The following is a 22,332-nucleotide window of genomic DNA, read 5'->3' as shown; positions in this document are numbered from 1 at the left end:
AGCCCGTTCTACATCAGCGAGAGCACGAACGCGAGGACAAACCCTGCGGCAGTGGCAAGTGCCACTGCGGGTCCGCCGTGTTCATAGGCCTCCGGCATGAGGGTGTCAGCAAGCGACGCGATGACGGCTCCGGCGGCGAAAGCGAGTGGAAGCGAGATCGTCTCCGGGTCGGCGCCGGAGAGCGGTCCGGCACCGATAATGACGGCGATCACAAGCAGGACCGCACACGCCGTCCAGAGTCCGAGAATGCGGCCCTTCGGCATCCCCTGGCTCCGCATGGAGGCCGAGCCCACCAGCGACTCGGGTAGGTTCGAGACGAAAATAGCTGCGAGGAGCGCGAGTCCCCCGCTGCCTTCACCGAGAGCGACACCGAGCGCCACGTTCTCCGGCACGCCGTCGAGCGTGACAGCTGCAAGGAGGGCCAGACCGGCAGCGCCGCGGGCAGAGGTGCTGGAAGGCTTCTTCTCCTGGGCAGCGGCGTCCGTGTCGAGCTTGGGGCTGCCCTCGTACTCGTGCGCCGGAATATCCTGGTCGCCCGGCTGAGCCCACTTGTCGAGCAGTGCGCTCAGGACGGTGAAGACAACCGCGCCCGCAAAGAGGCCCACAGCAGCGAGAACGAGCCCGCCATGCTCATAGGCATCCAGGAAGAGTTCGAAGGCGAGCGCGGTAATGAGAGACCCTGCGGCGAAAGCCAGCAGGATCGCCAGGATCCGCTTCGGCAGCTCGAACCGGATACCGATCAGCGAACCGATGATCAGCGGCGTCGAAGCCACCAGACCGAAAAGCAGGGAGGTACCCATGCCGGAAGTATAAGCCTTGCGACGATTATGCCGAGTGGAGCAGTCGGATCAGACGCTTGCGGTGAGCTCCGCCGTCGGGATGGCTTCCTTCGCCGGGAACGACGGCGCGTGCACGCCCGCCATTTCCTCCATGACGCGCACAACCTGGCAGCTGTAACCGAACTCGTTGTCATACCAGACGTAGAGGACCAGGTTCTTGTCGTTGCAGATGGTGGCGAGGCCGTCAACGGTGCCGGAGCGGCGTGAACCAACGAAGTCGGTTGATACGACGTCGGGGGAGTCGATGTAGTCCAACTGCTTGCGGAGGTCAGAGTGTAGCGACATCTCGCGGAGGTAGTCGTTGACATCGTCCTTCGTGGACGCGTCCTCCAGCGAGAGATTCAGGATAGCGATCGACACGTCCGGGGTAGGTACGCGGATTGAGCTGCCGGTGAGCTTGCCCTGCAGTTCCGGCAGCGCCTTCGCAACAGCCTTTGCGGCACCCGTCTCGGTGATGACCATGTTGAGGGCTGCGGAGCGCCCGCGGCGGTCGCCCTTGTGAAAGTTGTCGATCAGGTTCTGGTCATTGGTGAAGGAGTGGACGGTTTCGACGTGCCCGTGCACGACACCGAACTCATCGTTGATCGCTTTGAGCACCGGCGTGATGGCGTTGGTGGTGCAGGACGCCGCGGTTACGATCCGGTCGTCAGCGGTGATGTCCGTGTGGTTGATGCCGTGGACGATGTTCTTGAGCCCGCCCTTGCCCGGCGCAGTCAGCAGAACCTTCGCAACGCCCTTGCTCTGGAGGTGCTGGCTGAGCCCCTCCTCGTCACGCCAGCGCCCGGTGTTGTCCACGACCAGCGCGTCCTTGATGCCGTACTGCGTGTAGTCGATGGTGGACGGATCATTGGAGTAGATGACCTGGATGCGCACGCCGTTGGCGGTAATCGTGTTGGTGGCCTCATCCACCTGGATGCTGCCCTCGAAGGAGCCATGCACCGAATCACGGCGCAGCAGGCTGCCGCGCTTCATGAGATCGTTCTCGGCACCCTTGCGCACCACGATCGCACGCAGGCACAGCCCGTGCCCGCCGCCGGCCTTCTCAATCAACAGCCGTGCAACCAGACGGCCGATGCGCCCGAAACCATAGAGAACGACGTCGGTGCTCGTCCGCTCGTCGGCGCCGCGCTTGCCCACGACGTCGGCCAGTTCCTCACGGAGGAACTCTTCCAGGGTAGGACTGCCGGCCTCCTCCTGAATCAACCTGTACTTCTGGCTGAGGCGGGCGACGTCGATGGATGCGGCACCAAGGTCCAGGTCCGCGAGGGTGCGCAGCAGAGGCGCGGTCTCTTCGAGGAGCAGCTCTTCCTTGCTCATGCGGCGGGCGAAACGGTGTGCCTTGAGGATGCCCATGGTGGACTTGTTGATGAGGCTGCGCCCGTGGATGCTGGTGACCACGTTGTTCTCACGGTAGAGGCGGCCGATGACGGGAATCATCCCCTCGGCGAGTGCCTCCCGGCTCATCCAGGTGTCGCGGGTGACTGAAGGGTTGTGATCCACGATGATCAGGTCCTCTCTCTCACCGGATTGTCCGGCGTTGCCGCTCCTCCGAGAAAGAAAGGGCGGCTGATTTTGTTGGTCTGTTGCCGTGCAGATCCGGTCGACATCGACGTCGGGCGGTGCGGCACGGTGATGCTGCAAGGATATCCGCCGCTACCTGCCGCAGATAACTCCTCAGGCCCATCTGTGACCAACGGCATAAGCCCCGAAAAGGCCGGAACGCCTCTACGGACATCTCATCCGAAGGAACTAGGTCATGCGGGGGAGCAGAACAGGACCGGCCGCTGACTACACTGGCGCAGGAACACTTCGGAGGGTGCTGGACGTCGACATGCTGAATATATTGAGGCGGCTCGTGCCCCCAACGGGCTCCGAGGAAAGCCGCTGGGAGCGGCCCAGCCCCACCCAGGAGCAGCTGCGCAGGGACCTGATCGGCGTCGTCGTTTTCTTCCTGATCAGCGCCGTCGCGCTGGAGTTGAGCAGGGGCGTCGGGGCCATGGCCGAGGAACGCAGCCCCATCTGGCTGCAGCATTGCGTTCTCGCCCTGATGATCTTCCCGCTCGTGCTCCGGCGCCGCTTCCCCGTCGCGGTCATGCTGGTGATGTCCGCGCTCTTCATCATCCTCAGCCTCTGGATTCCAGCCCTCTCCATCCAGCTCTCGTATCAGGTTGCCTATTTTGCCTCGCTGTACTCGGCGGTGGCGTGGGCCAAGGACAGGCGCGTGCTGTGGCTCGGCACCACCGTTGTGGTGGTCGCCATGACGCTGTGGCTGATCCTGTCCCTCACGGTTTCGAACACATTCGACGGCATGCTGGAGCGGGTCTCCGAGGGGGACGAAACCTGGCGGGGAATCCTTGACCCGCTGACCTCCGCGGCGGTCTACAACTTCATGGTGAACTTCGCGTACTTCGGGGGCGCCATCCTGGCCGGATTGTCCTCCTGGCGCAACGCCCTGCAGCGCACTCAGCTGGCTCAGCAGGCCGAGCAGATCGCGCAACAGTCCGCCGAGCTTGCCCGGCGGGCCGTCATCGAGGAACGGCTCCGGATTGCGCGTGAGCTTCACGACGTCGTGGCCCACCACGTGTCCGTGATCGGAGTCCAGGCCGGCGCCGCCCGCCGTGTGATGGACCGGAAACCGGACGTCGCGGCTGAATCGCTGCGCACCATCGAACAGGCCAGCCGTCAGGCCGTGACCGATATGCGGAACCTGCTGGGCGTGCTGCGGTCGGACACCTCGGTTGAAGGAGCCGACGACGGCGGCCGCCATCCGGAGCCCGGGCTCCCCGACATCAGTGCCCTGGCTGAGTTGCAGCGTGAGTTCGGCCTGGATGTCACCTTTTCCCGGATTGAAGACGTTTCGGGAGCCCTCGACGACGTGTCGGCGCCGCTAGCGCTTTCCCTGTACCGGACGGCGCAGGAATCCCTCACCAACGTCCGCCGCCATTCCACCGCCTCGGCAGCCGTCATGACCCTGCGGACCGGGCAGACCGCGGAACAGCGCTGGGTGGAACTCGAGACGGTGGACAACGGAAGGCCGCGCCCGCGAGCAGAACCCGGGTCAGGGTTCGGGCTGCAGGGCATCCGGGAACGGGTAGCGCTGCATCGCGGTGCCGCTGAAATCGGTCCCCGGGCGGACGGAGGCTGGCGGGTCCGCGCCCGCTTCCTGATGTCCTAAGCACAGGTCATCCCGAACGTCCTCACCATTCCCAAAACTTCACACCGAAAGACGTCATGGACAAGATTCGAGTACTGCTAGCTGACGACCAGGGGCTGGTCCGTGCCGGTTTCGCCACCATGTTGTCCGTTGAGGACGACATCGAGGTGGTGGGACAGGTCACCAACGGGCAGGAGGCGGTCGACTTCGCCACCTCGCACGATGTCGACGTCATCCTCATGGACGTGCAAATGCCGGTGCTGGACGGCATCAGGGCCACGGAGCAAATCACCGCGGCCGGCCGCGGCAAGGTCATCATCCTGACCACCTTCGAGCGCGACGACTACCTGTTCGACGCGATCCGCGGCGGTGCGAGCGGCTTCCTCCTGAAGAACGCCGAACCGGAAGATCTGATTGCAGCGGTCCACGCGGTGGCCGGCGGCTACGCGCTGCTGGCACCGGAGGTTACTGTCCGGGTGATCGAACGGTTCACCAGCCAGTTCGATGGTGCCGGCACCGCCCCGGCGCACAAGCACCCCACACCGGAGCAGCAGCACAAACAGCGGCTGCTCGCCTCGCTGACGCAGCGTGAAAAGGAAGTCCTGGTGTGCATGGCGTCAGGGCTCAGCAACGCCGAGCTTGCCGGGAAGCTGTTCCTCGCCGAGGCTACGGTCAAGTCCCACGTGTCCTCCCTGCTGGGCAAAATCCAGGTGCGCGACCGGGTACAGGCAGTCGTGTTTGCCTACGAAAGCGGGCTCATCCGTCCGGGTGAATGAAAGTTCCGTCTTTCGGCGCATCCCCGAACTGGCCCGCCTCCCTAGTGTTGATCCCAGGAAGACCAAACGGGAGGAAACCCATGTTGCAGGTGCAGAACCTGACCCGCCGTTTCGGCGAGAACACCGCCGTCGACGATGTGAGCTTCACTGTCCCTTCGGGCAAGATGACCGGGTTCGTCGGCGCAAACGGTGCCGGCAAGACGACCACCATGCGCATGATCATGGGCGTACTCACCGCGCAGGCCGGGGAGGTGCTGGTTGATGGACGTCCGGTCACCGCGAATGACCGCGCCACCTTCGGGTACATGCCCGAGGAGCGGGGCCTCTACCCGAAGCAGCCCATTCTCGATCAGCTCGTCTACCTCGGGCAGCTGCACCGGATGAGCCAGTCGGATGCGCGGTCGCGGGCGCAGGAGCTGCTTGAACGGTTCCAGCTCGGCGACCGGGGCAAGGACAAGCTGGAGTCGCTCTCGCTCGGTAACCAGCAGCGGGTGCAGATTGCGGCGTCGCTCCTTCACCGCCCGTCCGTACTCATTCTCGATGAGCCCTTCTCAGGCCTGGACCCGGTGGCCGTCGATTCGATGGTGGAACTGCTACGCGAACACACCGCGCAGGGGGTTCCTGTCCTCTTCTCAAGCCACCAGCTCGACCTCGTGGACCGGCTGTGCGACAACCTGGTGGTCCTGCAGAAGGGCCGGCTCGTCGCCTCGGGGACAGGCGACGAACTCCGCGCGACAGCGCCCCGGCGTCACCGGCTGACGGTCTCACCCGACGCCGGCTGGGTACGTGAGGAAACCGGTGTGCGCGTCATAGACGTGGCAGGACGGGACGCCGTCGTGGAATTGGACAACGACGACGACGCCCAACGCCTCCTCGCCGCTGCCATGACGCGGGGCAGTGTGCACGAGTTCAGCAGAATCCGACCCAGTCTCAGCGAAATCTACCGGGGGGTATCCCAATGAGCACCGAAACCGCATACAGGCAACAGCAGCGACGGCCGGCGTCGTCGTCCCCTTCGGGGCACAACCCGCAGCCGGCCTGGCTGATCGTAACGCTGCGCGAGGTCATGGTGAAGGCAAAGGATCGCGGCTTCGCGATCTCGACACTCGTGACCCTGGTGCTGATTGTCGCGGGCGTCGTTTTCAACGCCTACATGTCCACCCGGGGCGAGGAGTACACCGTCGCGGTGAGCTCGAACGCCGGGGAGTCTGTGGTCGCCCTCGCACATGAAGCAGGCCAGGACGACGACGGTAACACGGCCTTCGAGACGATAGCCACAGTGTCCGATGATGCAGCGCTTGAGCAGGTCCGGACCGAGGGAGCCGACGCAGCCCTCATCCGCGGGGGCGACGGTACGTGGACCCTGACCGGCAAGAACGAGGTACCCCGAGGTCTGAGCAGCGGCCTGGGTGCCGCCCTGGAGGCCTACGCCCTCGAGTCGAATGCAGCAGCTGCGGGAACCACTTCCGAGCAGCTGCTCAGGGGGTCGACGCTGGAGGAGTCGCTCCTGGAGGGCAACGCGGAAAACCAGGCCGTTGCGGACGTGGCCGGCTTCGCGTTCAGTTTCCTGTTCTACATGGCGTCCATCATCTTCGGAATGGCTATTGCCAATTCGGTGGTGGAAGAGAAGCAGAACCGCGTGGTGGAGATCCTGGCCACTGCGATCCCTGTGCGGCAGCTGTTGTACGGCAAGGTGCTGGGCAACACGATCCTGGCGATGATCCAGCTGGCGCTGTACGGCGGAGCGGCGCTGCTCGCGTTGAACCTCACGGACACCGCGGACATCATCGGCAGCATCATCCCCGCGTCCGGGTGGTTCATGGTGTTCTTCCTGTTCGGTTTCCTGATCCTGGCCGCCATGTGGGCGGTGCTCGGGTCGCTGGCCAGCCGTGCGGAGGATCTGACGAGCAGTTCGACACCGGTCATGGCCCTGATCTTCGCTGCACTGGGTGCCGGGTTGTTCGCCTCGGGCCAGCTGCTCGTCATTGCGTCCTATGTGCCGGTGGTGTCGTCCGTTGCGATGCCGATCCGCATGCTGAACTCCGAGGTCGCGCTCTGGGAACCGATCCTGTCACTGGTGCTCGCACTCGCTGCTGCGGTTGCGTTGCTCCATCTCGGTGAGAAGATCTACCGCCGTGCCGTGATGCAGGGCGGTGGAGCGCTGACCCTGCGCAAGGCGATGAAGCTGGAGCAGTAGGGCAATCCCGCAGAATTGGCCCTTGGGTTCAGAAAACGCCGGTTCGATCCGACGGACGTGCATCCAAGGGCCATTTCTGTGCGCGCCGTGGCGGTAGAGGTGGGGACGATTCCCACGAGCACTACGTTGGTACTGGCAAGACACCATCTCCCACGGAAGGTACTCAGTCATGGCCGGATTCGGCTCGCTCGGCAAGATCGCGAAGGAACTCGCCCGCAACCCCAAGGTCCGCGAAGCGCTCAACAGCCCCCAGGCCAAACAGATGGGCAGCAAAGTAGTGGACCGCGTGGCTGACGTTGCGGACAAGGCAACCAAGGGCAAGCACCAGGAGAAGATCCAGAACGCCCGCGGCCAGGCGCAGAAGCATCTGCGTGGACCGGGTGAAGGCCCCGACGCAAACCCGAACAATCCCGGGTCCCCCCGCCGCTGAGCTTGAGCGAGGCAGCGGACTTCATCGACGCCGCGCTACAGCGCGAGGCGTCGTGGGAACGGGCGGATGCACTGAACGCGCTCGACGACGGCCTTCGCTACTACGGGTCTTCCGTCGGCGCCGTGCGCGGCACAGTACGGGATGCCAGCCGCAAGTTCCGCGGCATGGACCGGCAGGACGTGCTTTTCCTCAGCGCCGAGCTGTGGTTCGAGCCGGTGTTCGAGCGGCGTCTCGCCGCCGTGGTTCTGCTGCAGTCCTCCGTTTCCCTGCTCCGGCACTCGGACCTCGCCCGCCTGGAGCGTTACGTGCGGGATAGCCGGAGGGAGTCGCTGGTGGATCCAGTGGCGGTCGACGTCGTCGGGCCGTTGGCTGCGCGCCTGACCGGGCCGGAGCGCTCCCACGCCGAGGAGGTGCTGGACCGCTGGGCCGCAAGCGCCGACCCCTGGCTCCGGCGTGCAGCCCTGCTTGCTCCGCTGCGCGAACTGCGCTCAGGCGAGGGAGACGGTGATGCCTTCCTTCGACGTGCGCATCTGGTGCTGGAGAAGAACGACGACGGCGGGCCGGTCCGCGGCGCGTTCGAAGTGCTTCACGCAGAACTGGGGAAGAGGCGGCCCGAGCTCCTGGTTGAGCTGCCCCAGAGCTAGCGCCCGAAGAGTCGCCCGACAAGAGCCGTGCTACTCCAGCCGTCGGCGTTTCGGGAAGGCGATCCGGTCCAGGTCATTCGCGGCGACAACCTGCGTGGCGACGGCGGCCGCAGCCGCCTGCTCCTGCAGGACGCTCACATCTGGGTAGCGGGACGAGAAGTGGGTCAGCACCAGAATGCCGGCGTGCCCGTTCCCGGCGAGCGCGCCCGCTTGACCGGCGGTGAGGTGGAGGTACTGGGAGGCGAGGCCGGCATCGTCGTTACTGAAAGTGGATTCCGCAACCAGGAGGTCCGCGCCGTCCGCCAGTGCGTCTGCGCCCTCGCACTCGGCCGTGTCCATGACGAAGGCGAAGCTCTGTCCAGGGCGGGGAACGCTCACGTCCTCGACCGCGGTGCCACGGAGATGTCCTTCCCGCTGCAGGCGGCCGACGTCGGGCCCCGTGATTCCAGCCGCAGCGAGACGTTCCGGGATCAGACTGCGGGACGCCGGCTCGTTGAGTCGGTAGCCGTACGCCTCGATCCGGTGCCGCAGCGGTTGCACCTCGAGTCCATCGGTGATGGCACCCGGTGACCCATGCGGGCTGAGCCGAAGGTCAAGGCCCGGAGTGGCGAGCGACACCAGCGCACGGACGGCCTCTTCGCCGGACGCTGGGTAATGGAGGTGTACGGGATGGTCGACGCCGTCGAGCACCATGCGGGACAACACGCCGGGAAGGCCGAAACTGTGGTCGCCGTGGAGGTGCGTGAGGCAGATTCGCGTGATGCTTGACGTCCCGACTCCGGCATACGTCATCTGCCGCTGGGTCCCTTCACCCGGGTCGAAAAGCAGGCCTTCACCGTCCCAGCGGAGCAGGTAGCCGTTGTGGTTGCGCGTTCGGGTGGGAACCTGTGAGGCGGTGCCGAGGATCACGAGTTCGCGCATGGATTCGAGTGTGCCATTGTTGCGTCGGCTTCGGGCGACCTCGCTTGTTATCACGCCTTCCAGCGAGCGGCAGGCAGGTGTGTTGACGGAGCCCCAAGCTGTCCGTTCCCTCCCCAAAGTCCTCCCGTGGGGAGTAACGTGTTCGGCATCAGGAACGCCGAGCTGGGGAGAACCGTGTGAGCAGCGATACCAATGACTTTGAGGACGAGGTTGCCGACGGTCTGAAGAATCCGCAAAATCCGATTCCGCGCGACGTGGTCCAGGCGGATCAGGACGAGGATGAAGCGAGCGGCACAAAGCTCGGAGTGAACGAAGCTGCCGGACCCGCCGAAGAGAAGGATAAAGAGACCGACGACGAGCGCGAGCTCACCACCGACATCAGCCCCAGCGACTAGGACTCGTAACCGATGAGCCAGTGAAGGCCGTGACGGTCGATCACCTGGCCGTCCGAAGCGCCCCACGGCTTGGGCCCCAGGGGGTCAACGACCGAACCGCCTTCTGCCAGCCTGTCGAACCATTCATGGAGGACGTGTGATTCTGCGGTGCCGAGCAGGGAGAGCATCAGCCCCTCGAACCGGACACTCTTTCCATCGGCTCCTGCATCCGATCCTGCCAGCGCAACCATGCCGCTGAGCGTTCCGTGAGCGATTGCGTCAGGCGTGCCCTCGTCGCGGCCGAAATCCTGGTGGGTGTGCAGGGATAGCTCCCCGCCGAAAACGTCCGCATAGAAGGTGAGTGCTTCGCGAGCAGTACCGGGGAAGCTGACGTAAACCTGGGGTGCTGTCATGGGCACAGCCTACAGAGTCGGGCTAACGCCGGGCGGCCGGCTCCTCCGAGGCTTCGAGGGCTTGCCAGCCTCCCTTGCGGAACACAGGCGTGCCCAGCAGAAGCACGACGACGGTAAGTAAGACAGCGCCGAGCATGACCACCGACATGGACGTGGCGTTGCCGCCGAGCAGGCCTACCACCGGGCTCACGATTCCGGCCACCCCGGACTGAAGGGCGCCGATGACGGCGGCCGCCGTGCCGGCCATGTGGCCGTACGAGTTGAGCGCGAGAACGGAGGCATTAGCCGGGATCATCCCCTGGGTCCCAAGAACCAGCCACAGGCACGCGATCAAACCCACGACGCCACCGAATCCCGTGGTTGCAACCACAACCAGGATGACCGCGAAAACCAATTGGGCGACGGCGGCAGTGCGTAGAAGCCGGGCAGGGGCGACCTTCCGGACGAGCGCTGCGTTCACCTGTGCTGACAGCACCAGCGCCAGGCCGTTCAAAGCGAAAATCAGGGCGAACTCCGCCTGGCTCAGCCCGTACTGGTCCTGGAACACGAACGGGGATCCCACGACGTAGCTCATGATCACGCCGAGGCCGAGCCCGGGAATGACGGCAAGGGACATGAAGCGGACGTTCCTGAGCAGGTGCCAGTACCCGCCCGCGACGTGCCGGAGGTGGGCCGGTCGTCGTCGTTCCTCGGGAAGCGTCTCGGGCATGAACCGCCACACGATCACGACGAGTACGGCGCCGATCAGGGCCAGGGCGTAGAAAACTGCACGCCACTCCCAGAGGCCCGCGACCGCCTGACCGATGGTGGGCGCAAACAGCGGGGCCACACCGATCACGAGCATGAGGCGGGAAAGTAGGCGGGCGGCATCGGAGCCAACGAACCTGTCGCGGATGACCGCTATGGCGACGACGGCAGCTGCCGCGTTGAAGAACCCCTGCAGAACGCGCAGGACGATGAGCGTGCCGATGTCGGGCGCAACCGAGCAGAGCAGTGAGATCACCACGTGCAGCATGATGCCGACAATGAGCGGGAGCCTTCGTCCGAACCGGTCGGAGAGCGGCCCGATCACCAGCTGGCCTACGCCCCCACCCAGGAGCATCCCGGAGAGGGTGAACTGCACGGCTGCCTGGCTGGCCCTGAGGTCCTCGGCCACAGCAGGAAGCGAGGGCAGGTACATGTCAGTGGTGACGGCCGGAAGCGCAGCCAGTGCCCCGAGCATCAGGATGTACTTGATGCCGGGAACATAACGGGGAGTTCGGGCCTGGGACGCAGGCGGTTGAGTCACCCGGTTAACTGTAGGCCGATTTGTGGCCCCGTGGTGGATTGTTGAAACGTTACGGCAGCCTCAAGACCGGGTGCGGATAGGGTGGAGGAGTGACTGTACGGGCGACTGTCCTGGAGGCTGAGCGCCTTCTTGTCGGGTACGCGGGAGCGCCTGTCTGCGGCGAAATTACCGTGTCTGTCGCTGCCGGGGAGGTGCTCGGCGTCGTTGGTTTCAACGGTGCGGGCAAGTCGACGGCGGCCCGCACACTGGCGGGGCGTCAAGTGCCCATCTCGGGTGACGTGAAGGTGCATGGACTACTGGCCAACCCGGACGCCGTTCCCTTCCGCCGGGAGGTGTCCGCCGTGTTCGATGAGGATCTCTTCTTTCCGTCCCTGACTGTGCGCGAACACCTGTTGCTGGTGGCCCGTGGCCATTCGCTGCCCGAGCCGGAAGCCTCTGTGGAGGAGGAGCTGGCCTTCTTTGGTCTCCACACCCGCGCCGACGTCGTACCCGAGTCACTCTCCTCAGGACAGCGCCGGCGCACCCTCCTCGCCGCCGGACTGATGCGTCCCGCGTCGCTGCTCATCCTCGACGAACCGGAACAGCGGCTGGACCCAGTGATGCGTGAAGCGCTCGGCCGTCGAATCCGCACCATGGCCGACCACGGCACAGCTGTGGTGCTCGTGACGCACGACCCGCAGCTGCTCAGGGACACAGCCTCGTCCTGCCTGGTCATCGACGACGAGGTGACACTCGGAGCACCCGATGCGGGAGCGGCCATCATCGCGGGCTCGCGATGACAGCTCTTGCCGAACCGCACCCGGCGGTCGACCGGGCTGAAGAAATTGTCCGCTTCACCCGGTGGTCCGCCCGCCGTTACAACCGCGCCCGCACCTCGCTGCCCGACCTGTTCGTCGACGTCTACGTCAGCGTGCTTGCGTTGGGCTGCGCGGCCGCCCTTGCGGTTTCCTTCGTTCTGGCCCTGCGGGGTGAGTTCGCGAAACGTGCCACGTCCGACGGCGGCCTCATCACCGACCCGGTGTTTGTCCTGCCCAGCCAGGCGCTTGAGATGATGTTGACGTTCACTGCGCTCGCCGCCGCCGTCGTGCTGTCCCGACGGCTGGGACCGCTTGCCCTCGGGGGACCGGAGAGCGCGTGGTGGCTCTCCCTGCCGCTGGACCGCCGGCCCATGGTGTGGGGGCCGTACCTGCGCAGGACCGCTCTGTCGGGCGCCGGCGCAGCCGCGGTGTACGCGCCGTTCAGCATCCTCACCGCGCTTGAACGCAGCCCGCTGACGCACGCGTATGCCGCTGCCACGTTCGGGGCGGCTGTCGCAGCGGTGATCGGCATCGCCGGGCTGCTTCAGGAACGTCCCGGTGCGGTCGGACTGAAGGTGGCGGCCGGCGTCGTTGTGGCAGGCGGTGCGGCGGGTGCTGCTCTCGTGCCATCGATATGGACTGCGGGCGCCGCCGTGGTGCTGGCTGTTCTTCTGGTGGCCCTGGTTTCGCCGCGGGCCGGTCTTGTGCCCGGCTCGGAGCTGGCACGTGCGGGCGCGGTGTCCGGGCACGTGGGAGCCTCGTTCTACTTCATGGATACCAACGAGTTGCTGCGTGCTGTACGCGCGGAGAACCGGGCAGCTCATCGCCGCGGCTCCCGGTTTTTCGCCCGACCCTCCCGACGGCCGTTCGCGGCGCTGCTGCGCGCCGACATCGTCACGTTCGTGCGCTTGCACCCGCTACCGACGACGGCGGTGCTTTGGCTGGTCGCCTGTGCTGCGGTGATGATGGTGGACGGCGGGCTGCCGCTGTTCGCGCAGCTGGCGGTTCTGGGAATCGCGGGATGCGCTGCATCCTCCGGCTTCGGGGCAGTGGCGCGGAGGGCGGCGCTGGTGCCGGAACTTGATGGGCTGGTTCCCGTGAGCGCCGCTTTGGTTCGAACCAGCCGGGCGTTCATGCCCGCCGTCGTCATGACGTTGTGGATGATCCTGCTCGGTGCCGTGCTGGTGGTCCTTGGCGCGGCGGGACCGATGCTCATCCTGCTGACAGGACTCGCCGGGATCGGGATGGGCGCGGGAACGGTGCGAGGCGCCACGAGGCCTTCGACCGACTGGTCTGCGCCACCGGTTGAGACTCCGTTCGGTCCGGTTCCCCGAGCGCAACTGGCGTCGCTCATGCGCGGAGTTGACGTGACGGTATTGAGCCTGATGCCGGTCCTGCTCACCCTCTACCTCGGAGCCGTGGCGCTGCCGGTGCTACTGGTGCAGGGCGTGATCAGCGTCGTCGTATTTCTTGTGGTGGCGATGACGAACCCGCATGACAAAGCTAGCGCTTGAGGTCCCGGCTCAGGTCGCGCCTGCGCATCCGCTCCCCGAGGAAGAACATGGTGAGTCCCTCCGCCAGGAGGAACGCTCCGACGGCGACGAGGAACCAGTCGAGTCCGGTGCCCGTGCCGTTGATGAGGTCGCGCACCGGCAGCACGAACAGGAAGAAGCCGGCGAGCAGCGATGTGCCACCCGTGAGCAGAAGCTTGGTGTAGGTCATGACGTTCCCCTTGGAGCTGGTTACTCCATTCAAACAGCCGTACCGGAAGCTTGGAAGCGAAACCTAGACCGGGTCCGCAGCGGCCGCGAACTGGCTCATGTACAAGCGGTAATACGCACCCTGCGCTTCCAGGAGCTGCGCGTGGTTGCCCTGCTCTACGATCCGGCCCTCCTCCATCACCAGGATGATGTCCGCATCACGGATGGTGGACAGGCGGTGGGCAATGACGAAGCTGGTCCGGTCGGTCCGCAGCGCCGCCATGGCATGCTGCACCAGCAACTCCGTCCGGGTGTCGACCGAGCTGGTGGCCTCATCCAGGATCAGCAGTGACGGGTTGGCGAGGAAGGCACGGGCGATCGTGATCAGCTGCTTCTCGCCTGCACTGACGTTGTTCCCTTCTTCATCGATGACGGTTTCATAGCCGTCAGGCAGCGCGCGCACGAACCGGTCCACGTAAGTTGCCTTCGCCGCTTCCATCACCTGTTCCTTGGTGGCGTCCAGGTTGCCGTAGCGGATGTTCTCGTAGATCGAGCCCCCGAACAGCCAGGCGTCCTGCAGCACCATGCCGACCTTGGAGCGCAGCTCGGCGCGGCTGATGTGCGTGATGTCCACGCCGTCCACGGTGATGCGCCCTGAATTAAGCTCGTAGAAGCGCATGACGAGGTTAACCAGCGTTGTCTTGCCCGCACCGGTCGGGCCTACGATCGCCACCGTCTCACCCGGACTTGCCTCGAAGGACAGGTCCTCGATGAGCGGCTTGTCGGGGGAGTAGCTGAAGCTGACCCGCTCGAACTCGACATGGCCTGTGGTCCGCTCGGGCAGGGATTCGGTCGCCGTGTCCGGATCCTGTTCATCGGCGTCGAGCAGTTCGAAGACGCGTTCCGCGGACGCCACGCCGGACTGCAGCATGTTGGCCATGCCCGCCATCTGGCTCAGCGGTTGATTGAACTCACGGGAATACTGGATGAAGGCGGTGGCCTCGCCGAGGGTCATTGAACCGGACGCCACGCGCAACCCGCCCACCACCGCGATGCCGACGTAGGACAGGTAGGAGATGAACTGCATGACCGGCATGATCATGCCGGAGACAAACTGTGCGCCGAAGGACGCCTTGTAGAGGTCGTCGTTCTTCTGGTCGAAGATCTCCAGCGATTCCTTCTCCCGGCCGAACACCCGCACCAGGTCGTGGCCGCTGAAGGACTCTTCGATATGCCCGTTGAGCTGCCCGGTGTGCTTCCACTGTTCCGCGAAAAGCTTCTGGCTGCGCACACCGATCATCCCGGCGCCGAGGGCCGACAGGGGCAGCGCAACCAGGGCGATGAGCGCAAGCTGCCAGGAGACCACGAACATCATGACCGTGATGCCGATCAGGCTCAGCGCCGACATGATGAGCTGCGCGAACGCCTGCTGCAGGGCCTGCTGGACGTTGTCGACGTCGTTGGTCACTCGGGAGAGCAGGTCGCCTCGCTGCCGGGTGTCGAAGTAGTTCAGGGGGAGGCGGTTCAGCTTCGCCTCCACGTCGCGGCGGAGGTTGTAGACCACCCGCATGACCACTTTGTTCAGCAGGTAGCCCTGGAGCCACATGAACAGGGAGGCGACAAGGTACATGCCGAGCACGATGTAGATCAGGCGCCCCAGCAAGCCGAAGTCGATACCCACACCCGGGGTCACTTCCATGCCGGTCAGCATGTCCGCGAACTGGTCCTGCCCCTCAGCACGCAGCCCCTCGATGACCTGCTCCTGGCTCACGCCGCTGGGCAGGTTGCTGCTGATGACACCGCTGAAGATGACATCCATGGCGCTTCCCAGCACCCGAGGCGCAATGACATTGAGTACGACGGCGATGACCACCATCGCGAGTACCACCACGATGGCTGCCTTCTCCGGGGCCAGCAGGCCAAAGAGTCGCTTGGCGGAGGGCCAGAAGTACTTGGCCTTCTTGGCCGGGACGCCGCCGAACATGTCGCCGTCAGCTTCAGAGGGACGGAATTCCTCGTCGAGCACCTGCGATTCAGCATCCGCCGCCGCACCCGGAGTAGGGGCGACCACCGGGTCGATGGTCCGGTCTGCGTCGGAACGGAGGTCTTTGTCGGTGCTCATGCCACCTCCTCCGCGGTAGTCTGCGATTCCACGATCTCCTGATAGGTCGGAGAAGTCTCGAGCAACTCCTCGTGCGTACCGCGGGCGACGATTTCACCGTGTTCCATGACCAGGATCTGGTCGGCCTCGGTGATGGTGGTGACGCGCTGGGCAACGATGATGACTGTGGCGTCGTTGGTTTTCGGCTTCAACGCCGCACGCAGCCGCGAATCAGTGGTGACGTCGAGTGCCGAGAACGAGTCATCGAAGAGGTACACCTTGGGCTTTGCCACGAGGGCCCTCGCGATGCAGAGCCGTTGGCGTTGACCGCCGGACACGTTCGTTCCTCCCTGTGACACCCGCGCCTCGAGCCCGTGTTCTTTTGCCTGTACGAAATCTGCCGCCTGGGCGACCGTAAGGGCGTCCCAGAGGTCGTCGTCGTGCGCGTTCGGGTTGCCGAACCGCAGGTTGTGCGCGATGGTGCCCGAGAACAGGTAGGGGCGCTGGGGTACCAGCGCCACGCGCTCGGTAATGTCCCTGCGGGCCATATCGGTGACGGGGATTCCGTCCAGCAGGACCTGGCCGCCGCCGACGTCAAAGAGCCTCGGCAGCATACTGATCAGCGTGCTCTTTCCTGCGCCGGTGCTCCCGACGATTGCCGTGGTCTGGCCAGGGCGGGCCGTGAAGCTGATGTTGTTCAGGACGGGCGCCTCGGCCCCCGGGTAGGCGAAGGTGACGTTACGGAACTCGACCACGCCGGCCTTGCTGGCCGGCTGCAGCGGCTGGTCCGACTCGTGAATCGCCGGTTTGGTGTCCAGCACCTCGCCGATGCGCTCGGCACAAACGGATGCGCGGGGGATCATCATCGCCATGAACGTCCCCATCATGACTGCCACCAGGATCTGCAGGAGGTACTGCAGGAAGGCGGTCAGGGCGCCTACCTCCATTTCACCTGCGTCTACCCGCAGGCCGCCGAACCACAGCACGGCCGCTGTGGCGAGGTGCAGGATCATGCCGATGGCCGGGAACATGAGGACGAACAGTGACCCCACCGCGAGCGAAACATCCGTGAGTTCCCGGTTGGCCTTGCCGAAGCGCTTGGCTTCGTAGGGCTCGCGCACGAAGGCGCGGACCACGCGGATGCCGGTGATTTGCTCACGCAGCACCCCGTTGATGTTGTCGATCTTGACCTGCATGGTTCGGAACAGCGGCATAAGCCGCCAGACTAGGAACCCGACGACGACGAACAACGCCGGCACTGACACCCACACCAGCCAGGACAGCTCGAGGTCCTCACGCAGGGCCATGAAGATGCCGCCGATGCACATGATGGGGGCAGCGACCATGAAGTTCAGACCCATCAGCACGAGCATCTGCACCTGTTGGACATCATTGGTACCGCGGGTAATCAGGCTCGGGGCGCCGAAGGAACTGACTTCCTGGGCAGAGAAACCGGACACCCGGTGGAAGACGCTCTTGCGCACGTCCCGGCCCAACGCCATAGCGGCCTTCGACCCAAAGTAGACGGCGGCAATGGCAGCAGCAACCTGAATGAGGCTCACCCCGAGCATCACCATGCCCGTGTCCCAGATGTATCCGGTGTCGCCGCGGGCCACGCCCTCGTCGATGATCTGCGCGTTCAGGCTGGGCAGGTAGAGGGCAGCGATGGTCGACACCAGTTGCAGTGCAACCACTGCCAGGACTAGTGGCGCATAGGGCCGCAGGTAATGGCGGACCAATTTGATCAGCATGGAGCCGGTTCCTCGAATAGTGGGCTGACTGGCGGACGGCCTCTTGTGCTGAGGGGGGTGGCAGCCATGCTAAAGGCGCTAAACCACAAGAACCGCACTTCAGGTTAGTCCTGCGCCCCCGTCGGGACATCACCCGAAAGGAGGATCTGCGCGCTCAGCGTCGCTGGTTGGCTCCGAGGGAGACAGGGTTCACGAGCACACCGACTTCCTCCCGCATCCACCAGAGACCGGTCGCCCTTTTTTCCTCGCGCGTGGAGAAGCGGTACCGGAACATGCGAGCCCGGATATAGCGGGGGCGCTCGCCGTTGAACGGGTCGTGGCGGAGAAGCTTCAGGATCCTCGGGTCCGCTTCGAGGAGCTTCACGAGCAGCGGAGTGAACCAACCACCGTCGGACCCCAAGGCCAGGAACCACATGAGCCAGTCCAGACGGAGGTGGTACGGGGCATACTGGCGGGGCATCCGGCCAGGGTCACCGGGCTTGCCCTTGAACTCGTACTCTTCCCAGCGGGAGCCGGGTGCGCCGTCGTCGCGCGTTCCTTCAATGATCACCTCGTTCCGGACCTTCGTGACGCTGCCAAAGGCTCCGTAGGCGTTCACCAGATGGAAGCGGTTGAAGCTGGCGTTCATCAGCTGCCGCTTGGCGAACAGGTTGCGCAGCGGCGGCCAGCTCAGCCAGGCGATGAAAACGGTCATCAGCACGACGACGGCTGCAAACCAGACCGGCGTCGTGCTGTATGCGGGCGCGATAGCGAGGCCGAAGGCTTCGTAGAACGAATCCGGCACCGCGCCGAAGGCGAGGACGATCGTGATCCAGTTGAGCCACGCGAAGTTCCCCGAGACCACGAGCCACGCCTGGGTCACGATGATGATCACGGCCGCCCACCCGGCGACCGGCTGCGGCGCGAAGAGGAAGAACGGCACCACCAGCTGGGTGAAGTGGTTACCGGCGACCTCCATGCGGTGCAGCGGCTTCGGCAGGAGGTGGAAGAAGCGGCTGGCGGCGTTGGGCATGGGCTGGGTTTCATGGTGGTAGTAGAGGGCGGTGAGATCACGCCAGGATCGGTCGCCGCGTATCTTGATCATGCCGGCGCCGAACTCCAGCCGGAACACCAGCCACCGGATGACCAGCAGCACCAGGAACGGCGGGGCCACCTCGTTGGATCCGAGGAACGCCACGAGGAACCCGGCCTCGAGCAACAGGCTCTCCCAACCGAACCCGTAGAAGACCTGGCCGATGTTGACGACCGAAAGGTAGAGCCCCCACAGGATGAGGAACGCGAGCATCGGCAGCCATGGGGGTCCGGCCTGCGGGATTCCGAGCACAAGCAAAGCTGCGATCGCGACGCCGACCCAGCACACCGTCAACAGGAGCCGGTCGGAGTAACGCCAGCGGAAGAGCGTGGGCCCGGCACGCTTCCCTGCCCGCTCGATGAACCGTGGCGCGGGCAGCAGCCCGTTCTCGCCGAGCAGCGCCGGGAACTGGTTGATGGCCGAGATGAAGGCGATGAGGTAGATGGCGGCGACCCCGCGCTGAAGTATCTGCCGCCCCACTTCGTATCCTTCGGCGTCGAGCACGCCGCTCAACCACTCCATGCTCCAACGAAACTCCCGTACAGGAGGGGGCGTCAAGGGGCACCGGCGGCTACTATTTCGGTACTCAAGCGGAAAGCCGCTGCCAACCTGGGGGCCCACATCATGCGATCAACTCTTGTTTCATCCTGCGTGCTCGGAGCAGCGTTGCTCCTTACCGGCTGCAGCGGTGGTGGCGAAGAACCCGAGGTGGGGCCGGCCAGCGCCACCGCCCCGGCGGATGCAAGCGTGAGCGCCGAGCCGTCGGCGGGAAGCACCGCCTCGGCCACTGCGCCGGCAACTTCCGCTCCGGCTTCTTCCGCTCCGGCTTCTGCTCCAGCAGTGGCGCAGGTCAGTAAAGCGGAACTTGAGGCACGCATAACGGCCCTGACCGATTCACTCGGTAATCCGCTGCAGCTTGTGTCAGCGGAAGAGGCAGCTGCCGGACTTGAGATCGTGCAGTCAGCGATGGAAGGCGCAGACGTGCAGCCTGCGGAATGCAAGGCCCACGCCACCGGAAACATGGCCGGAGCGGGGGATCTTGCAGCGGAAGCCGTGAGCGGGGTGGGCGCGGCCGATGAGTCGGGTGGCTATCTGGCTGTCGTACTCTTCGACGGGTCGACGGAACAAGCTGTCCAGGACGCGTTCGAGGTCAGCCGCGAAGCGCTGCAGGATTGTGCCGTGGTGACTGCGACCATTCAGGGCAACACCATCACGTCGACCACAGAGGAGCTCCCACTGGATCCCATCGGCGAGGAGTCTTTTGCGGTCCGGATGACGCAAGAGGTCGGGTCGGAGCAGGTCTTCCACACCCTATCAGTCACCGCCCGCGGCAATGGAGTAGTGGCGAACGTGCAGGCGATGAGCCCCAGCGAGCTGGATGCCGCCGCACAGGATAAGTTGGCTGACCTCGCGGCGCAGCTGCTCGAGCCGGCCGTCCTCTAGGCGTCCCTAGCGCGGCGCCCTCGCCGAATGCGGTGCAATGGTGATCGAGGTGACCTCCCTCAGCGTCGGAGCACCGTGGTTTCCTTCGCTGACGACGCCGGTGTCCCACCGCAGCTTCAGCCCCTCCTCGGCTACCTCCAGGCTTGCGAGGTTGTTGTCGAACCACGGGCTCTTCAGGGTGGACCAGTGAAACGGAGGGCGCGGCACGAAGCGAGCCAGTACACCTCCGAGCGGGCCGGCCACCCGGGTCGACAGCAGTGCCGCCACCCAGCGCAATGCGGGCCGCAATGGGTTGCGGATCGGAGAGCAGACCGCCTGCAGCACCCGCGACTGCATCGGGTGGTCCACTTCCTCGATGTAGGAGAAGTGAACGTCACCGGACAGGAATGTCACCGTCTCGGGGGCCGCGCCACGTCTGCCTTCGGCGACCTCCGTTGTCATCTCCGCGACAGCCCGGAAACTCTCGGGGAATGCCGCCCAGTGCTCAAGGTCGATTGATTGCCGGATCCATTCGCCGAGGGTGGCGAGACGTTCGCCCCACCGTCCGTCGGCCAGCACAGCGTTCCAGTCCTCGATGTGGTGAAGACCCCGCGGAAGCAAGAACGGCAGCGAGGTGGCCACGAGCAGGTGCCGCCGGTCGCCCTGCATCCGCTCATCAAGCCACTGCAATTCCTTGGGGTCGAGCATGGACCGTTTGCCCGGTTCAAGGACGCGTGCCGCGCGCGAGTCGAGGACGATCAGCCGCGTATCACCGAAGTCGCGGCAGAAACTCCAGCGATAGCGTTCCGGATCCCGATCCGCTTCCTCCACGACGGCCTCGACCATCGGCCCCAGCTCAAGTTCGCCCGGACCCTGATGCTGCTGGATGGTTTGCCATACCTCGTCGGCAGCACGTTCATCCGGCGAGAGGTTGCCCAGGTGCTGGTAGACCCAGTAGGACGCCAGCCCGGAGACGATCCGGTCGCGCCACCACGGGAGGGTTGCGACCTTCTTCTTCCAAAGCAGCGACGAGTTCCAGTCGTCGCGGATGTCATGGTCATCGAAGATCATGGCGCTCGGAAGAGTTGAAAGCAGCCACCGAATCGCCGGGTTCGACCAGGCGAGCCGGTAGATCTGGGTGTACTCCTCATAGTTGCGAAGCTCGGCGTCGAGCTTGGTGTTGATGCCGCGGTCCTCACGGATGAGTTCGCGCATTTCATAGCTCGGGATGTCCGCATACACCTGGTCGCCCAGGAACGCGATGAGATCAGGCCGCACTTCTTCTTCCCGCACAGCAAGGTCCAGGGCGAAGGCGAGCAGGGAGTCCACCCCGTGGGTCTTGTGGGCAGCGAGGTCGTTCGCTTCGCTTGTCCGGCAGGAGCCATACGACAGGCGGAACGGACGCTCCGGGTCCAGGGTGCGGATCGTCGGCGGCGGAAAGGGCGATCCCTCCTCAGGCCAGACTCGATGCCCGTCGATCTCCACCGTATAGGGTGAGCTCGATCCCGGGTCCAGCTGGTCAACTTCGACCAGGGCGTAATGGTGCCCGTTCACGGCGAAGGTTCCCGCCTCCCACGAGTTCCCGGCAGCGTAGACCCGTACGCGCGCAGTAGAGCGTGTTTCGACCCATACGCTCGCGGTTGTTTCGTCGACGTAACGGAGCATCGGGCCGAGTATCAACGGAGAGTCCATTCCTCCTTTGTACCCGTGTGCACGCGCCTCCGCTATCGGCACCGTCGGCTCAGCCGACGTAGTCCTCCCACAGGCGGTCGACGTCGTCGTGCTCGGTTGCCGCTCCGCGCAGCAGGAGTCTTCCCGTCGATTCCAGGTGATGGCGCATGGCGTCGGCCGCGGCGGCGGGGTCGCCATGCTCGACGGCGGTGAGAATCGGCAGGTGCTCAGCGTAGACATCATCGAGGGAGCGCGCTGTGCGGATGGTGGACATGCCCACCAGGCGGGTAGCGTCACGCAGGTTGTCGATGATGCGGATGGCGTGGGTGTTGCCGGCGAGATTGAGCAGGACGGAGTGGAGCCGTTGGTCGTGGAGGAGGAAGTCGCCTTCGTTGCCGGTACGTACAGCCTGCTGCATGGACTCGCGTTCCGCTTCGAGGGCTGCGCGGTCGGCAGGGCCGGCACGCCGGGCGGCCCGCGCAGCGGCCGGTACTTCGAGTGCGAGCCGCACGGCCATGATCTCGGCGAGCTCACGTGCGCCGGGCAGCACCACCCGGAAGCCGCGGTTCTTCTCGATGCTCACCATTCCGGTCTCGGCGAGGCGTAGCAATGCCTCGCGCACCGGGCTGCGGGAGACCCCAAGCCGGTCCGCCAACTGGTACACCGAGTACAGCTCACCGGGCACGAATGAACCATTCCGGATGCCGTCCCGGACCGCTTCAATGGTGCGCTCGGTGAGCGACGGCGGTCTCGGCGTCTGAACAGATGGCATGCGTCCAGAG

21 protein-coding genes are annotated in these 22,332 nt (G+C 65.1%); 10 read left to right on the top strand and 11 right to left on the bottom strand.

Translation table 11 applies throughout. From position 1 onward, the window contains the following. Nucleotides 1-8: 8 nt before the first annotated feature. Together M1D74_RS14655 and M1D74_RS14650 are read right to left on the bottom strand one after the other, a co-directional pair. Nucleotides 9-800: a ZIP family metal transporter gene (locus tag M1D74_RS14655; protein WP_458115769.1), complete on the bottom strand. Its 792-nt coding sequence runs from the start codon at nt 798-800 to the stop codon at nt 9-11. 48 nt (nt 801-848) lie between these two features. Beyond that, nucleotides 849-2,303: a glyceraldehyde-3-phosphate dehydrogenase gene (locus M1D74_RS14650; RefSeq protein WP_458117193.1), complete on the bottom strand. Its 1,455-nt coding sequence runs from the start codon at nt 2,301-2,303 to the stop codon at nt 849-851. A 292-nt stretch (nt 2,304-2,595) separates the two neighbouring features. Here M1D74_RS14650 and M1D74_RS14645 point away from each other — a divergent pair, with 292 nt between their 5' ends. The 6 genes from M1D74_RS14645 to M1D74_RS14620 all read left to right on the top strand — a co-directional run bounded on the left by M1D74_RS14645 (nt 2,596) and on the right by M1D74_RS14620 (nt 8,040). Further along, a complete protein-coding gene (locus M1D74_RS14645) occupies nt 2,596-4,014 on the top strand; it encodes a sensor histidine kinase (protein WP_458115768.1) in 1,419 nt (472 codons plus the stop codon). Nucleotides 4,015-4,070: 56 nt separating this feature from the next. After that, entirely contained in the window at nt 4,071-4,769 is a 699-nt protein-coding gene (locus M1D74_RS14640; protein ID WP_309070529.1) for a response regulator transcription factor, read from the top strand. A gap of 80 nt (nt 4,770-4,849) precedes the next feature. Continuing rightward, nucleotides 4,850-5,731, top strand: coding sequence for an ABC transporter ATP-binding protein (locus tag M1D74_RS14635; RefSeq protein ID WP_309070530.1), 882 nt, complete (start codon nt 4,850-4,852; stop codon nt 5,729-5,731). Further along, on the top strand, nt 5,728-6,966 hold the full coding sequence (locus M1D74_RS14630) for an ABC transporter permease (RefSeq protein ID WP_458115767.1): 1,239 nt from the start codon (nt 5,728-5,730) through the stop codon (nt 6,964-6,966). The genes M1D74_RS14635 and M1D74_RS14630 overlap by 4 nt, the downstream gene beginning before the upstream one ends. Nucleotides 6,967-7,135: 169 nt before the next feature. Continuing rightward, nucleotides 7,136-7,396, top strand: a complete 261-nt coding sequence (locus tag M1D74_RS14625; protein WP_458115766.1) for an Rv0909 family putative TA system antitoxin — start codon at nt 7,136-7,138, stop codon at nt 7,394-7,396. A 2-nt stretch (nt 7,397-7,398) separates the two neighbouring features. After that, complete coding sequence (locus M1D74_RS14620) at nt 7,399-8,040, top strand: DNA alkylation repair protein (RefSeq protein WP_458115765.1); 642 nt, start codon at nt 7,399-7,401, stop codon at nt 8,038-8,040. 30 nt (nt 8,041-8,070) lie between these two features. Here the strand turns inward: M1D74_RS14620 and M1D74_RS14615 are convergent, their stop codons facing one another. Continuing rightward, nucleotides 8,071-8,961 (bottom strand): ribonuclease Z, encoded by an 891-nt coding sequence (locus M1D74_RS14615; RefSeq protein WP_458115764.1) that lies wholly within the window; start codon nt 8,959-8,961, stop codon nt 8,071-8,073. 176 nt (nt 8,962-9,137) lie between these two features. Between M1D74_RS14615 and M1D74_RS14610 the strand changes: the two genes are divergently transcribed. Next, nucleotides 9,138-9,356 carry a hypothetical protein gene (locus M1D74_RS14610; RefSeq protein WP_458115763.1) on the top strand — a complete coding sequence of 73 codons (219 nt, stop codon included), beginning with the start codon at nt 9,138-9,140 and terminating at the stop codon, nt 9,354-9,356. On the opposite strand, the gene M1D74_RS14605 is transcribed toward M1D74_RS14610, so the two are convergent. Both M1D74_RS14605 and M1D74_RS14600 read right to left on the bottom strand, forming a co-directional pair. Then, nucleotides 9,353-9,748 (bottom strand): VOC family protein, encoded by a 396-nt coding sequence (locus M1D74_RS14605; protein ID WP_309070536.1) that lies wholly within the window; start codon nt 9,746-9,748, stop codon nt 9,353-9,355. The two genes, M1D74_RS14610 and M1D74_RS14605, sit on opposite strands and share 4 nt — an antisense overlap. A gap of 22 nt (nt 9,749-9,770) precedes the next feature. Further along, nucleotides 9,771-11,036: a multidrug effflux MFS transporter gene (locus tag M1D74_RS14600; RefSeq protein ID WP_458115762.1), complete on the bottom strand. Its 1,266-nt coding sequence runs from the start codon at nt 11,034-11,036 to the stop codon at nt 9,771-9,773. Between the two features lie 89 nt (nt 11,037-11,125). Here M1D74_RS14600 and M1D74_RS14595 point away from each other — a divergent pair, with 89 nt between their 5' ends. Together M1D74_RS14595 and M1D74_RS14590 are read left to right on the top strand one after the other, a co-directional pair. After that, a complete protein-coding gene (locus M1D74_RS14595; RefSeq protein WP_458115761.1) occupies nt 11,126-11,815 on the top strand; it encodes an ABC transporter ATP-binding protein in 690 nt (229 codons plus the stop codon). Continuing rightward, nucleotides 11,812-13,347 (top strand): DUF6297 family protein, encoded by a 1,536-nt coding sequence (locus M1D74_RS14590; protein ID WP_458115760.1) that lies wholly within the window; start codon nt 11,812-11,814, stop codon nt 13,345-13,347. Before M1D74_RS14595 ends, M1D74_RS14590 begins: the two co-directional genes overlap by 4 nt. Here the strand turns inward: M1D74_RS14590 and M1D74_RS14585 are convergent. From M1D74_RS14585 to M1D74_RS14570, 4 genes are all read right to left on the bottom strand, one after another. Further along, nucleotides 13,337-13,555 carry a hypothetical protein gene (locus tag M1D74_RS14585; RefSeq protein ID WP_309070540.1) on the bottom strand — a complete coding sequence of 73 codons (219 nt, stop codon included), beginning with the start codon at nt 13,553-13,555 and terminating at the stop codon, nt 13,337-13,339. The genes M1D74_RS14590 and M1D74_RS14585 overlap by 11 nt on opposite strands. Nucleotides 13,556-13,618: 63 nt before the next feature. Continuing rightward, complete coding sequence (locus tag M1D74_RS14580) at nt 13,619-15,517, bottom strand: ABC transporter ATP-binding protein (RefSeq protein ID WP_458117192.1); 1,899 nt, start codon at nt 15,515-15,517, stop codon at nt 13,619-13,621. Between the two features lie 134 nt (nt 15,518-15,651). After that, entirely contained in the window at nt 15,652-17,385 is a 1,734-nt protein-coding gene (locus M1D74_RS14575; RefSeq protein WP_458115759.1) for an ABC transporter ATP-binding protein, read from the bottom strand. A 154-nt stretch (nt 17,386-17,539) separates the two neighbouring features. Continuing rightward, entirely contained in the window at nt 17,540-18,979 is a 1,440-nt protein-coding gene (locus M1D74_RS14570) for a lipase maturation factor family protein (protein WP_458115758.1), read from the bottom strand. A gap of 102 nt (nt 18,980-19,081) precedes the next feature. On the opposite strand from M1D74_RS14570, the gene M1D74_RS14565 reads away from it, so the two are divergent. Then, nucleotides 19,082-19,900, top strand: a complete 819-nt coding sequence (locus M1D74_RS14565) for a hypothetical protein (RefSeq protein ID WP_458115757.1) — start codon at nt 19,082-19,084, stop codon at nt 19,898-19,900. A 6-nt stretch (nt 19,901-19,906) separates the two neighbouring features. Here M1D74_RS14565 and M1D74_RS14560 read toward each other — a convergent pair whose 3' ends face one another. Then, nucleotides 19,907-21,571, bottom strand: coding sequence for an alkaline phosphatase D family protein (locus tag M1D74_RS14560; RefSeq protein ID WP_458115756.1), 1,665 nt, complete (start codon nt 21,569-21,571; stop codon nt 19,907-19,909). 49 nt (nt 21,572-21,620) lie between these two features. Then, the gene (locus M1D74_RS14555; RefSeq protein ID WP_309072656.1) at nt 21,621-22,322 is read right to left on the bottom strand and encodes a GntR family transcriptional regulator; all 702 of its coding nucleotides are present in this window, start codon (nt 22,320-22,322) and stop codon (nt 21,621-21,623) included. Between the last annotated feature and the right edge of the window lie 10 nt (nt 22,323-22,332).

This window comes from Arthrobacter sp. D2-10 (genome assembly GCF_054161285.1).
The sequence above is the reverse complement of the archived record's forward strand: the minus strand, read 5'-3'. Positions and strand labels throughout refer to the sequence as shown.

What these genes read in the sequence shown, in the direction of transcription:
- M1D74_RS14655 (WP_458115769.1), bottom strand. Translation starts at nt 800, where the DNA reads ATGGGTACCTCCCTGCTTTTCGGTCTGGTGGCTTCGACGCCGCTGATC.
- M1D74_RS14650 (WP_458117193.1), bottom strand. Translation starts at nt 2,303, where the DNA reads ATGAGCCGGGAGGCACTCGCCGAGGGGATGATTCCCGTCATCGGCCGC.
- M1D74_RS14645 (WP_458115768.1), top strand. Translation starts at nt 2,596, where the DNA reads ATGCGGGGGAGCAGAACAGGACCGGCCGCTGACTACACTGGCGCAGGA.
- M1D74_RS14640 (WP_309070529.1), top strand. Translation starts at nt 4,071, where the DNA reads ATGGACAAGATTCGAGTACTGCTAGCTGACGACCAGGGGCTGGTCCGT.
- M1D74_RS14635 (WP_309070530.1), top strand. Translation starts at nt 4,850, where the DNA reads ATGTTGCAGGTGCAGAACCTGACCCGCCGTTTCGGCGAGAACACCGCC.
- M1D74_RS14630 (WP_458115767.1), top strand. Translation starts at nt 5,728, where the DNA reads ATGAGCACCGAAACCGCATACAGGCAACAGCAGCGACGGCCGGCGTCG.
- M1D74_RS14625 (WP_458115766.1), top strand. Translation starts at nt 7,136, where the DNA reads ATGGCCGGATTCGGCTCGCTCGGCAAGATCGCGAAGGAACTCGCCCGC.
- M1D74_RS14615 (WP_458115764.1), bottom strand. Translation starts at nt 8,961, where the DNA reads ATGCGCGAACTCGTGATCCTCGGCACCGCCTCACAGGTTCCCACCCGA.
- M1D74_RS14605 (WP_309070536.1), bottom strand. Translation starts at nt 9,748, where the DNA reads ATGACAGCACCCCAGGTTTACGTCAGCTTCCCCGGTACTGCTCGCGAA.
- M1D74_RS14590 (WP_458115760.1), top strand. Translation starts at nt 11,812, where the DNA reads ATGACAGCTCTTGCCGAACCGCACCCGGCGGTCGACCGGGCTGAAGAA.
- M1D74_RS14585 (WP_309070540.1), bottom strand. Translation starts at nt 13,555, where the DNA reads ATGACCTACACCAAGCTTCTGCTCACGGGTGGCACATCGCTGCTCGCC.
- M1D74_RS14580 (WP_458117192.1), bottom strand. Translation starts at nt 15,517, where the DNA reads ATGTTCGGCGGCGTCCCGGCCAAGAAGGCCAAGTACTTCTGGCCCTCC.
- M1D74_RS14575 (WP_458115759.1), bottom strand. Translation starts at nt 17,385, where the DNA reads ATGCTGATCAAATTGGTCCGCCATTACCTGCGGCCCTATGCGCCACTA.
- M1D74_RS14570 (WP_458115758.1), bottom strand. Translation starts at nt 18,979, where the DNA reads ATGGAGTGGTTGAGCGGCGTGCTCGACGCCGAAGGATACGAAGTGGGG.
- M1D74_RS14565 (WP_458115757.1), top strand. Translation starts at nt 19,082, where the DNA reads ATGCGATCAACTCTTGTTTCATCCTGCGTGCTCGGAGCAGCGTTGCTC.
- M1D74_RS14560 (WP_458115756.1), bottom strand. Translation starts at nt 21,571, where the DNA reads ATGGACTCTCCGTTGATACTCGGCCCGATGCTCCGTTACGTCGACGAA.
- M1D74_RS14555 (WP_309072656.1), bottom strand. Translation starts at nt 22,322, where the DNA reads ATGCCATCTGTTCAGACGCCGAGACCGCCGTCGCTCACCGAGCGCACC.